Origin of the sequence: Vibrio sp. 10N.286.48.F5 (genome assembly GCF_041469785.1) — a bacterium.
GTDB lineage: Bacteria > Pseudomonadota > Gammaproteobacteria > Enterobacterales > Vibrionaceae > Vibrio > Vibrio crassostreae_C.
Genome location: NZ_JBFRLG010000018.1, coordinates 56,369 through 69,054, shown reverse-complemented (window position 1 = coordinate 69,054; position 12,686 = coordinate 56,369). Strand labels below are relative to the sequence as shown.

Annotated in this window: 8 protein-coding genes; 2 read left to right on the top strand and 6 right to left on the bottom strand. The window is 45.6% G+C overall.

The window, feature by feature from the left end; genetic code table 11:
- Positions 1–13 precede the first annotated feature (13 nt).
- From ygjJ to ebgR, 6 genes are all read right to left on the bottom strand, one after another.
- A complete protein-coding gene (ygjJ, locus tag AB4185_RS12320; protein ID WP_372135506.1) occupies positions 14–1,078 on the bottom strand; it encodes a protein YgjJ in 1,065 nt (354 codons plus the stop codon).
- 406 nt (positions 1,079–1,484) lie between these two features.
- Positions 1,485–2,918 carry an amino acid permease gene (locus AB4185_RS12315; protein ID WP_372135505.1) on the bottom strand — a complete coding sequence of 478 codons (1,434 nt, stop codon included), beginning with the start codon at positions 2,916–2,918 and terminating at the stop codon, positions 1,485–1,487.
- A 574-nt stretch (positions 2,919–3,492) separates the two neighbouring features.
- Entirely contained in the window at positions 3,493–4,917 is a 1,425-nt protein-coding gene (locus AB4185_RS12310; protein WP_372135504.1) for an amino acid permease, read from the bottom strand.
- A 142-nt stretch (positions 4,918–5,059) separates the two neighbouring features.
- The gene (locus AB4185_RS12305) at positions 5,060–5,512 is read right to left on the bottom strand and encodes a beta-galactosidase subunit beta (RefSeq protein WP_372135503.1); all 453 of its coding nucleotides are present in this window, start codon (positions 5,510–5,512) and stop codon (positions 5,060–5,062) included.
- 3 nt (positions 5,513–5,515) lie between these two features.
- Positions 5,516–8,647: a beta-galactosidase subunit alpha gene (ebgA, locus tag AB4185_RS12300; RefSeq protein WP_372135502.1), complete on the bottom strand. Its 3,132-nt coding sequence runs from the start codon at positions 8,645–8,647 to the stop codon at positions 5,516–5,518.
- A 324-nt stretch (positions 8,648–8,971) separates the two neighbouring features.
- On the bottom strand, positions 8,972–9,955 hold the full coding sequence (gene ebgR, locus AB4185_RS12295; RefSeq protein ID WP_372135501.1) for a transcriptional regulator EbgR: 984 nt from the start codon (positions 9,953–9,955) through the stop codon (positions 8,972–8,974).
- Between the two features lie 393 nt (positions 9,956–10,348).
- On the opposite strand from ebgR, the gene galE reads away from it, so the two are divergent.
- Positions 10,349–11,359, top strand: a complete 1,011-nt coding sequence (gene galE, locus AB4185_RS12290) for a UDP-glucose 4-epimerase GalE (protein ID WP_229647666.1) — start codon at positions 10,349–10,351, stop codon at positions 11,357–11,359.
- Between the two features lie 228 nt (positions 11,360–11,587).
- The gene (locus AB4185_RS12285; RefSeq protein WP_372135500.1) at positions 11,588–12,643 is read left to right on the top strand and encodes a UDP-glucose--hexose-1-phosphate uridylyltransferase; all 1,056 of its coding nucleotides are present in this window, start codon (positions 11,588–11,590) and stop codon (positions 12,641–12,643) included.
- Positions 12,644–12,686: the final 43 nt, after the last annotated feature.

Below are 12,686 nucleotides of genomic sequence, written 5' to 3'. Positions count from 1 at the left end.
TCAATTCCTGTTATTACCAGTAGAAGTATTGCATTGCGAACACCTGAGCGTCGCCGATTTCAGTGTCGCTGCCTACGCCAAAGCGGCTATCAAAAGCAGTCGCAAATGCGCCGTTTCCGTATTCGTACCAAACGCCAGCATTGATGTAAGAGGTGATCTCTTTGTCGCCATTGTCACCGTCAAAGTTTGCGTAGTTGTAGGCTGCTGATAGGTAAACGCCTTGTGCGGCTTCATACCATGCACTGGTTTGAATACCTGATTCGCTACCGAAAGATTCTTGGTTGCCTTTGTCGGTATCGTGCCAAACACGAGTGGCGAAGTTTTTGTACTCAGCACCCAATAGTAGAAGTTCGCCGCCATCGTTGTTACGCACTTCACCGCCACCCATTAGGGTTAGGTCGTCAGTGAGGTCATATTGGAGGTAACCGTTGACCATGGCGTTCTTGTCTTTCCATTGGTCTGCAAAGTTATCGTACTTGCCGAAGTGAAGTAGGGCATCGTCTTCAGAGAAGTCAGATTCTGGAGCGAATGAAACACTGTAGCGAAGTTTGCCTTCTAGGTTTTGAATCTTCACACCAACGTGAACATCACGCGTGTTTGAGATTGCGTAGCCGTACTCGACTGTTGGGTCACCCCACCATTGAACGTCATCCAGTGACGAGTCCATACGACCGACAATAAATTCTGTTTTTTCGTCGGTGCGGTAGCCAGCGTAAAAGCGGTTAAAACCACCTTCGAAGCCGCCCCAGCCGTGGCCCGTTGCCCAAGCATTGCCTTCGTCATCGGCTTGTACTGTCCAGCCCTCCATATAAGCAAGACCAAACCAATTACCGTGCTCGATAGCCAAGCCAGCTTCAATGTAAGTACCGTCTGCGTAGCGGCCTTTATCATCACCTTCGAGTGCCACGTGACCACCAAGGCCAAGCTCACCATAAAAGTTAAATAGGGTTTCAGTTTCTGTCTGAGGAGGCTGAGTATCACTGTGGTTTGCTGCGGACTCTTCCGCGTGGGCAGTGGTACTTAAGGCAGCAAGAATACAGCTTGTAATAAGAGTGTTTTTAGTAAAACTACTTTTCATTTTAATCACTTCTGTGTCGGGGTTATAAATGAAGGTTCGCAAGCAGTTCTGACTTCTAATATGGGGTGTTCTTCAAGGCGTATTGGTCAGGTTACTTACGATCGCAAAACCAATATTAATGATAATTTTGATGTTTAAAATTAATTAAGTTTAAAAGTGTGATCTATTTTTAGTAAATATTTACTTTGTTTTTATTTTGACTTTCAGTTGAATTTGCAGAGGTATGGCTAGGGTTGTAAGTATTCGGGAGGTGAATTGTTTGATGGGTGGTTAGATTGTTGGTTCGAATGTTTTGATTCTTGAATGGCTTTGATTTAATCGAGATGGTTAGTGGAAATGTACCGACAAATAAAAAGGCACTCACCAAATGTGAGTGCCCGAAGTTTAAATCAGAGTGCAGGGTAAACTAAGCGTTCGCCGGTTCAGGTTTTGCTTCTAGTTTTTTCTCTTCTGGAGATAAGCTTTTTCCATATTTTCCGTACTTCCACCACGCGTAGCCAAGGAAGATAACAATCCCGCCCACGTTGTAGAAGATGATGGTCATGATGTCAGCACCTGTTGGGAAGGTTGACGCAAAGAAGCCAACAGTGAAAATGCCGATCAGAATCGAGACCACGGTAATGCCTGTCATACGTGAGCCCATTCTGAAATCACGAGGTAAGTGATCCAACTTCAAACGTAAATTAAGGTACGCGATCATGATGAATAGCGGTGGCAACATCGATGCTGCAGCTGTCATGTTGATAATGGTACTCATCAGATCTTGAACCGTATCGGACGCCAGTGTCGGAATGAACATCAGTGGAATCACAATCAAGAACTGAATCCAAGCCGCACGCTCTGGAACGCCTTGTTTGTTTAGAGCGACCGTTTTCTCACCGAAGATACCTTTAGGGATTTCAGAGAAGAAAATCTTAACCGGTGTTGCCGTCCACATCAGCAGAGAGCCCAGCATCGCCGTGAATGAAACCACACCAACGAAACGGTTCATCAAGATTTCAGACAGGCCAAAGTGTCTTGCTAGCCCTTCAAATACCTGAACTGAGCCGCCTGTGAATTTAAGCTCTTCACGCGAAACAAACACGTTTGCTAACACAGATCCTACCGAGTAAAGCGCACCGATGAAGATACCGGCAATGATGATGACTTTAACGAAAGACTTGTGACCGCCTTTGATGTCGTTAACGTAAACCGCGACCGATTCTGCACCGCCTGCCGCCATGAAGATCCAAGTGATTACGCCAAGGAATGCCCAGTTGAAGCTTGGTGTCATGGCTTCAATGGTGATTGGGTCAGCTGGCTCGATACCGCCTACCAAAGCACCGCCAGATAGCAAGATGTAAGACATCGTTAGCAGCAGCATCAGTGATGATGTTAGTGAGGTGATAGGGCCCAGTAATTTCGCACCGTTATTCGAGATATGAGTCGCGACCGCAAACAAAATAGTACTTAGAATTGCGGTGGTCATTGGCGTGAATATGTACTCAAAACCTAAGAACGCATACGACGCGTAAGCGATGATTCTAGGGAGCAGAGAGGTGAAGAAGAACAGGTTAACAAACCAGTAGGTGTAAGCTGAAATAAACGCCCAGCGGCCGCCTAGAGAGCTTTTAACCCAAGAGTAAACACCCGCTTCAGAGTCTTTATTCAGTGACACAAACTCTGCAACGATCAAACAAAATGGCACAAAGTAAAAGATGGTTGCTAGAAAGAACATCGGAGCCGAGGAAAGGCCGATCTCGATGTTGTTATTAATGATGTTATTGAAGCTGTATACCGCCGCGAAGGTCATAGACAGTAGGGCAAATTTGCCTATCGTACTGCGTTTATTTTCGGACATGATGTTCTCCGGTGAATCACGTTGATGATCGTTATAACTTGGTCCTAGAGAGGGAAGCTCTAAGCCGCACTTTTATTGTTATGTTGGTTTGGCAAACACCCGCTTTGTTTTGTCAGGGTTGGCTCATTGTTGTTTTTATAGATTTACGATCGGACTTCTTTGGGCTTTTTCTCTCTGGTGTTTCAGTAAACTTATTACCAAAATAAAGAGTTAAAGATTAAGAAGTTCATTGAAGAGATTGCTTGTTTCATGAGCGACGATTTATAGGGCTTGTAGGGGGTTTTTGCCGCTTTTTTTTATATGAATCAGTTTGTCTCTTCAGCAAGAAGATTAAAGATTAAGCGGCGGGAAGTTAATCGAAATTGATCAAATATGTGACCTTGAGTAAATAAATTTAGTTAATATTTTACCTTGGTTTTTATTCGAGTTTTATTACCTATTAATTGGTGTTTTTCGTGAACTGAAACCTTGACGGAACGCCGTTTTTATTTCTCGGGATTGATTTTAATTGTCTGATTTAAAACAAAAAAAAGCGCCTTGTTAGGCGCTTTTAAAGTTGGGGGGATGCAGAGTGCTACGATTGCTTAGCGGTTTCTAGCTTTGCTTCTTTACCTGCTTGCTTCTTTTCAAAGCGAGAGATCCACCACCATGCAATACCAGAGAATACCGCTGTCATGAAGACGTTGATGAAGAAGGCTTGAACAAGGTCAACACCTGTCGGGAATGCCGATGCTGTCATGCTCACAATGAAGATACCAATCAGTACCGATACCACTGCCATACCTTGAACTCGAGTACCCATGCGGAAATCACGCGGTGTTTCGTCGTGTTTCAAGCGGAATACAAAGTAGGCCACCATGATGAAGATTGGCGGTAGCATTGCGGTACCTGCTGTTAGATTGATTGCTGTATTCATCATGTCTTGTACAGATTCAGAGCCGAAGCCGTTCACCACAAGCATCACGAATACAAACGCGAACTGCCACCAAGCTGCACGTACTGGCACGCCGTGTTCGTTAAGCTCTGTTGTCTTCTCGCCGTAAACACCTTTAGGGATTTCAGAGAAGTGAATTTTTACTGGAGCTGCTGTCCACATCATCATCGAACCGAACATAGCAACGAATAGGATAATACCGACGAAGCGACCCGTTAGAGATTGTGAAATGTCGAAGTAGTTCGCCATACCTGTGAAGATTTCAACCATGCCGCCAGCGTAGGTCAGTTCATCACGAGCAACGAATACGTTTACTAGAAGAGAGCCCACTGCGTACATTGCGCCGATTGCGATACCTGCACCAATGATAACCTTGATGAAAGACTTGTGACCGCCCTTAACATCGTTTAGGTAAGCGGCTGCGGTTTCTGCACCACCGGCTGCTTGGAAGATCCAACACATGATACCTAGCGTTGCCCAGTTGATGGTCGGTGTCATTGCTTCAAGCGTGATTGGTTCTACTGGCTCATGGTTGCCGCCCAGTGCCATTAGTGCACCGATAACGTAGATTGCAAACAGAGCGAATACACCGTAGGCCACGATCTCGGCAATCTTACCTAGCCAGCTCGCGCCTTTGGTTGAGATGTGAGTTGCTGCAGCAAACAGAGCAATCGAGATAGCCGATGTGACGACTGGCGAGAAGGCGTATTCATAGCCCAACATCGCGTAAGACGCATAGGCGATTACGTTTGGTAGCAGGGATACAAACCAGAAAAGGTTTACGAACCAGTATAGGAAGGAACCTAGGTAGGCTGCTTTTGAGCCTAGTGGTTTTTTTAGCCAGTCATACATGCCTGACTCAGAATTTTTATTTGCTGATACGAATTCAGCAATGATGAACACGAACGGAATGAAGTAAATAAGGGTCGCGAGCAAAAAGATAGGGGCTGAACTCAATCCCAATTCGATGTTGTTGTTTACAATGTTGCGAACGTTAAATACCGCTGCAAATGTCATGGAGAGTAGGGCAAATTTGCCTAACTTACCGCGTACAGATTCAGACATAGTGTCCTCCGAGGAATCACGTAATTATAGTCGTTATTTCTCAATGCTTCCTTGTAGGGAGGAAGCATTGAGGCTTTGTTCAGCATGTTGGAGCCTTGAACGGCAAGGCTCGATACATACTGTGAATAGATAGCGTTATTGTTTATTTATTGAGGAAGTAACCGTCTTCAATGGTCACTTTCAGTACCACTTTTCGAACTCGGTTATCACCGTGGAAACGGTAAGCCTGATTGTTGTCAAAGATCGCCACTTGGCCTTCAGCTAGCTCACGAGTTTCACCGTTCCCCATTAGGTGTTCGCGGTCGGTTTCATCGCTATAAGCTTGGATCTGCTCTAGCTCTGATTTCGCTGCGAATTCAATCGTTTCACGGCCTTCTAGGTAGTAGTGCACGTCGAAGTAACGACGATTACCGGTGAAGTTTTCTGTGTTACGAGCCACACCGTCTTCAATCATGTAAGCCAGTGAATCACCAATTGAATACATCACGCCATCTTTGATGTTTCCGATGTTTTCAATCGCTTCTACACAGCGTTGCCATTTACGACCATCGCGGTAGACGACTTTAAATTGTTCTAAGTTCTCTAAAACGATCATCGCTTATGCCTCGTTCAGTTGTGGTTGAGCTTTTGGTGCATTCACCGTAAAAAACTCATCGCCAAAGTTGTGATTGATTAGGTGCTGCGCATCGCAATCGCCTGCTTGGAATGGAATCAGAGTTAAACCGTAGCGGAACTCGTCCATGTAAACGCGGTAAGAATCGAGCACTTCGCTGCCCCAAGAGTTAGAGCCTAAGCCCATCACTTGGTGATCTAGGTTTAACGTGATGTAACCGCTTTTCTCTAGCTCAATGGTGTGTTGTGCTTGGTGCAGGTTTTGGTTGGTGTAGAACCATGCGCTGAAGTTGATTTCTTGCTGTGGTTTTACTGCAATACCATTACCCGCGCGGCTTGAAAGCGCAGCCCAACGAACGTGTTGGCGGTTGCCGTTGTTCTGTGGGAACGGGTAGTTCTCGAACATGTCTGCAACGGTTGATTGGTACACATCAATCATGTTGGCTTGCTTGCTGTCTTGGTAGTTCTCTTCAGGGCCGCGTCCGTAATATTGGACTTGGTCGAAGTCGCCGTTGATGCCCATATCAAAACCAATCACAGGAATTACATGAGGGTACTCACCGTAACGTTCGCCGCTTAGCTCAACGTTCAATTGGCCTTCAGCATTAACTTGGTAGCGATATTCACAACGCATGCCGAAATCGAATACTGGTGGAGCAATGATGCTGGTGGTGGTGATCTCTACCTTGCCATTTACCTGTTCAACGTTAACGCATTCAAGGTCAATGCTACGGAAGTGCTCCTGCATAATTTGCAAGTGTGCAGGCTCCCAGTAACCATCGTGCTCTTGTTTATGGTTATCGATCATTGGCTTGAAGAAGTTGATTCGTGGTTCTGACTTAATCATCTCTTCGCCATTGACCAACCATGACGTCAGCTTGCCGTTCACTTTCGAGAAGTTCAGTGCGAAGTTGTGGCCTTTGATTAGGTAAGCTAAACGAGACTCTTCCACATTCAGTGCTGTCGCATTGTTGTTAGTGAAGGCTTCTAGCTGTGCTGTGTTCTCTTTCACTTGGAATTGATACACCGCGATGTCGTGGTTCGCTTCGCTGTAAGGCGTACGAGAATCCTTGCGCACGGTAAAGTTCACAAACACTTCGCGCTCATCAAGTTGTGGCAAGTTAAGTGTCAGTTCACGGCTCGAGTTTTCTGCCAGTTCTTCAATCTTGATGTGTTGCACAGCAATGGTTTCACCTTCAGCACGGATTTCCGCAGTGATGGTGTAGTCATCGATGTTTGAGAACCAAAGTTTGTTGTCTACCGTGAAGGTGCCCGTTTGTGCATCGAAATCGCGAAGCTTCACTGGGGCAATCACTTGCTTGTACTCTTTCAAGCCAGGGCCTGGCGTTTGGTCTGGGTAGATCAAACCGTCCATGCAGAAGTTGTAGTTGTTCGGGTAGTCACCGTAGTCACCGCCGTATTTGTAGAACTCTGTGCCTGCTTCATCACGCGCTAGAATGCCGTGGTCACACCATTCCCAAACATAGTGACCTTGAATTGCGTCATGCTTGTAGAACACGTTTTGGTATTCAGTTAAACCACCCGGGCCGTTACCCATTGCGTGTGCGTATTCGCAGATGATGCGTGGTTTTTCGTGTGGGAATTCACCGAAGGCATTCATCAGTTGAGCACGTGAGTACATGGTTGAAATGATGTCGACTACTTCAGCATCACGGTCTTCTTCATAATGAACCAGGCGCGTGTCATCAATTGCTTTTGCTGCATCGTACATAGAGCGGATGTTGCAACCGTAACCAGACTCGTTACCTAGCGACCACATGATGATAGAAGGGTGGTTCTTCTGAGCGTGGATATGACGTTCGATACGTTCAACAAACACCGCTTCCCATGCGGCATCGTTAGTGATGCGGCTTAGGTCGCCAACGTTAGCAAAGCCGTGAGTTTCAACATCGGTTTCGCCCATCACGAATAGGCCGTAGATGTCACACAATTCGTAGAAGCGTGGGTCGTTCGGGTAGTGCGCTGTACGTACTGAGTTGATGTTGTGTTGCTTCATCAGTACTAAGTCTTTTTCTACGCGATCCATGCCCACAGCACGACCTTTCAGGTGGTCGTTGTCGTGACGGTTCACACCGTGCAACATCACGTACTTGTTGTTGATGTAGAACAGACCATCGCGAACTTTAATATCACGGAAACCAACGCGTTGTGGAATCACTTCCAACACCTTGCCGTCAGCGTCTTTCAGCGTAAGCAACAGTTGGTATAGGTAAGGGTTTTCAGCGTTCCATTGAACAGGGTTCACGACATCGATAGAGAATTGAGTATCTACATTGCCACCAGTCTTATGATTAGGGACACTTAAGCTATCTACAGAGCCTTGCGAGATAACTTGGCTGCCATCGAGCAATGCGTACTCAAGGGTTGCGTTTGCCGCTGCTGCTAGGTTTTCTAGTTCCACTTTGCATAACAGGGTCGCGCTTTGGTAAGCGTCGTCGAAGTCAGTGCGAACGGTAACGTCTTGAACGTGCAGTTGTTCTTTACCTACTAGGTAAACGTCACGGAAGATACCGCCCGTCCACCACATGTCTTGGTCTTCAATGTAGGTAGAGTCGGCCCACTGCATCACTCGAATAGAAAGTAGGTTGTTGCCTGCTTTTACCTGGCTAGAGATATCGAACTCAGCGGTTAGGCGGCTGCCTTTGCTGAAGCCCACGTACTCGCCGTTTACGTAAACTTCGAAGTAAGTTTCAACGCCATCAAATTTGATGATGGTTTGTTTCTCGTCCCAGCTTTCGCCAAGGAAGAAAGAGCGTTGGTATGCGCCGGTTGGGTTGTCTGATGGTACGAAAGGCACATCAATTGGGAATGGGAAACCTTCATCTGTGTATTGAAGATCGCCGTGGCCTTCCATTTGCCACATGTTTGGAACCGTGATGTTTCCCCAGTCGCTCATTTCCTGAGAATAGAACTCTTCAGGAACCAATAGCGGATTGGTGAAATAGCTGAAATTCCATTGGCCACTCAATAGTTGGAAGTGGCTGCTCAGTTCACGCTGAAACGTTTTTGCATTTTTTTCTGATGCGTACGAGAAGAAGTATGCACGCGGTGCCATACGGTTCTCATGTAAGTTCAGGAAGTTTTCCCAGTTGTTCACGTTGCCTCTCTCTCGGTCTGAATGCAGTTTGCTGACCGACGTTCTTATGCGTAATTGGGTCGTAGTGAATACGAGTATTTTTGGACTGAGGTAATTATTAGTAAAAGTTTTACTAAAAGAAAATGGTGAAAACGTTTTACTTTAACTTCATCACGTTTTTTATGGTCTTTTTACGGTGCTGTGTGATCCACTTAAAAGAATGCTATTGGCTGATTTATGTAGCAGATTAAAGAGGGGGATACGTGGAGATTGATGTATGTGACGGGCACAAAAAAGGCCACCTTCAACAAAGGCAGCCTTAATTTATCTATTTGATATATTTAATTATTTTGTTGTGTCACGCAGCTTAAGTTTGCTTGGTACATAGACGCGTAGTGGGATGGTTCGGCCGTCGCGTACTTTCTCAATTAGCAGGTTAACGCCTTGAATTCCCATTAGTTCAGAGTGAATACGAACAGTCGATAAAGATGGGAAGGTAAATTTAGCTGTTGGGATGTCGTTTACACTGATCAGCGCAATATCTTCAGGGATGTTTAATCCGTGCTCATGAACTGCTCGTAAAACGCCAATTGCGATGGAATCTGACGCAATAAACATGGCTTTAGGGTAGTCGCCCGTCGCGAGCATCTGTTTTGCAAGCTTGTAACCTGATGAGCTAGAGAAGTCACCACGGTAGATGTCTTGCTCACTGACAACGTTCTTGAGGCCACCATATTCAGCAAAAGCGACTTCACGAATATCAGGGGTATTGACGTCGTCTTGGCCACCAATAAAGCCGATGCGCTCATAGCCTTGGTTGATAAAGAAGTTGGTGATCTCTTTGCTGATCAAAGCCAGGTCGATATCGACAGAGTCATAAGGTTCTGAGTGATCGGTAAAATCGACATAACAGATATTATCGCTCAGCTTTTTAGCTTGCTCGATAACCTCTGGTGTCATTCTACCCACTAACAAAACACCTGTGATTGGTGCTGAATTGATCTGTATTTTACTTTCATAACAGTTGGTTAGCTTAACTTCCATCTTGTCACATTGGGTTTCAATCCCGTGGCGAATCGATAGATAGTAAGGGTCGTTAACTTCAGCTTCTTGCTTGTAGTTATACAGTGCTAGGAAGTGATGATTTTGTTTTTTACTGCTAACGGTTTTTCGTGAGCTGCTGGTTTTGTATTCCAACTTCTCTGCAATTTCAAAGATACGCCTTTTGGTCTCTTCCTTGACGCTTAATGTTGGATCTTCATTGAGAACCCTTGAAACTGTAGCCAATGAAACATGTGCTTCAGTCGCGATATCTTTTAACGTTGCCATACTCACTTCCTGTTATTGGAACATTGCGCTGCTTTGAAATTGGTATTTAGTAAAAAAGCAATGCACCTCTTTATTCTACAGACCTATTGTAATCAAACTGGAAGTCATTGCATTAACTTTTAGTAAAATAAATGCTCAACTCCTCTATGATGTCTCAAATCTAACTATCTATAATTATCTTATTAAAATTCAATGGATTAGATGTGTTTGTTTATAGGTTCTCCCTATGTCACGTTCAGTAACAATGATATGAGTTAGTGTAAACGTTTACACTTCGTGGTTTTGATCACAGAATTATAGTCAAAATGGCTGCTACTATTTCTGGCATACGGTGCTACTGAGCTGAATGTCAGTTCGAGTTAGTCCAAGAATGACGACAAAGAGAGGTTGATTGTGAAAGTACTGGTTACGGGCGGCATGGGTTACATCGGAAGTCATACATGTATTCAAATGATACAGGCGGGTATGGAGCCAATCATTGTTGATAACCTTTGCAACAGTAAAGAGCTAGTACTGGAGCGAATCGAATCATTGACCGGTAAGCGACCAACTTTTTATCTTGGCGACATTCGTGATCAATCTTTTCTAGATAGCGTTTTTTCAGAAAACGATATCCAAGCCGTGATTCACTTTGCTGGCCTGAAAGCGGTTGGGGAGTCGGTGTCTAAACCTTTGGAGTACTACGATAACAACGTCAATGGATCATTGGTGTTAGCTCGCAGCATGAAGAAAGCGGGTGTGAAGAGCATTGTATTTAGCTCTTCGGCTACCGTTTACGGTGATCCAGAAGTGGTGCCAATTACTGAAAGCTCTCCAACGGGTGCAACAACTAATCCTTATGGTCGCAGTAAGTACATGGTCGAAGAATGTTTGAGTGATTTGTTCAACGCTGAGAACGATTGGAGTGTGACATTACTGCGTTACTTCAACCCAGTTGGCGCCCATCCATCGGGCACTATGGGTGAAGACCCACAAGGTATCCCAAACAATCTGATGCCGTTTATTGCTCAAGTAGCGGTAGGTCGTCGCGACAAATTGGCTGTTTTTGGAAACGATTACCCAACAGTCGATGGCACAGGCGTTCGCGACTATATTCATGTTATGGATTTAGCGGACGGACACGTAGCCGCATTGAAAGCGGTTGGCGAGAAAGCGGGCTTACACATTTACAACCTAGGTACGGGCAAAGGCTCAAGTGTACTCGAGATGGTTGAAGCCTTCGCACAAGCATCGGGCAAACCGGTTCCTTATGAACTTTGCCCACGCCGCGCAGGTGACATTGCCGAATGTTGGGCAAGTACTGAAAAAGCAGAGCGCGAGCTTGGCTGGAAGGCGACGCGTAGCGTGATGGAGATGACGGCGGATACGTGGAATTGGCAGTCGAATAACCCACAAGGTTACTAAAGAACTTTTAAGTTATTGAAAAAAGAGAGATTCCAGATATCTCGCACCTCGATTCTGGAATGACGGATGAGCATAAGGCTATGAAGTGGTTGCCTTTGCACAACTAGCACAACGAGATTACACGTCATTCCCTACAGCGAGGCACGAGCGTGATAGGGAATCTCCTTGTAGAAGAATTATTCGTTTTGGTTAATGAACCAGAGCACACAATTTAAGAGCAATGTAAGTATGTCAAAAGTTGAATTTAACCCAGTAGACCACCCGCACCGTCGTTATAACCCATTAACTGGTCAGTGGATCTTAGTCTCGCCACATCGTGCGAAACGTCCATGGAGTGGTCAAGATGAAAAGCCATCCACTGCGCAACTGCCTGCGTACGACAAAGAGTGCTTCCTTTGTCCAACCAACACGCGTATCTCGGGTGATGAAAACCCTGATTATGACGGCACTTACGTGTTCAGTAACGATTTCGCGGCGTTGATGCCTGATTCGCCTGACGCTCCAGAGTCTGATAACCCTCTATTCAAGACTCAAGGTGTTCGCGGGTTGAGCCGCGTGATCTGTTTTTCTCCGGACCACAGCAAAACGCTGCCGGAGCTTCCGGTAAACAAGATCCGTGGTGTTATCGATACCTGGAATGAACAGATTGAAGAACTAGGTAAAGACTACCTGTGGGTTCAAGCGTTTGAAAACAAAGGTGAGACCATGGGCTGCTCTCAGCCACATCCACACGGTCAAATCTGGGCAAACAGCTTTTTACCCAATGAGATTGAACGCAAAGAAAAACTACTAAAAGAGTACTTCGAACAACAAGGTTCTAATCTTTTAGTGGATTACGTTGAAGCTGAAATGAAAGACGGCTCTCGTACTGTGGTTGAAACCGAACATTGGATTGCAGTGGTGCCTTACTGGGCAGCGTGGCCATTTGAAACCATGTTGCTGCCAAAAACACACATCCGCCGTATGAGCGAACTGACTGACGAACAACGTGATGATCTAGCGCTTGCGATTAAGAAGCTGACTAGTCGTTACGACAACTTGTTCCAGTGCTCATTCCCTTACTCAATGGGCTGGCACTATGCGCCGTTCTTCGAAGAAGGTACGGACATCGATCACTGGCAACTGCATGCATTGTTCTACCCGCCGCTACTACGCAGCGCATCGGTTCGTAAGTTCATGGTGGGCTACGAAATGTTGGCTGAGTCTCAGCGTGATTTAACCGCAGAACAAGCGGCGCAGCGTCTTCGTGATTTGAGTGACGTTCACTATAAAGATCAGGAATAGCCTGTTTCGTAGATAACGAGTGAGATTCCTGATATCTCGTCCC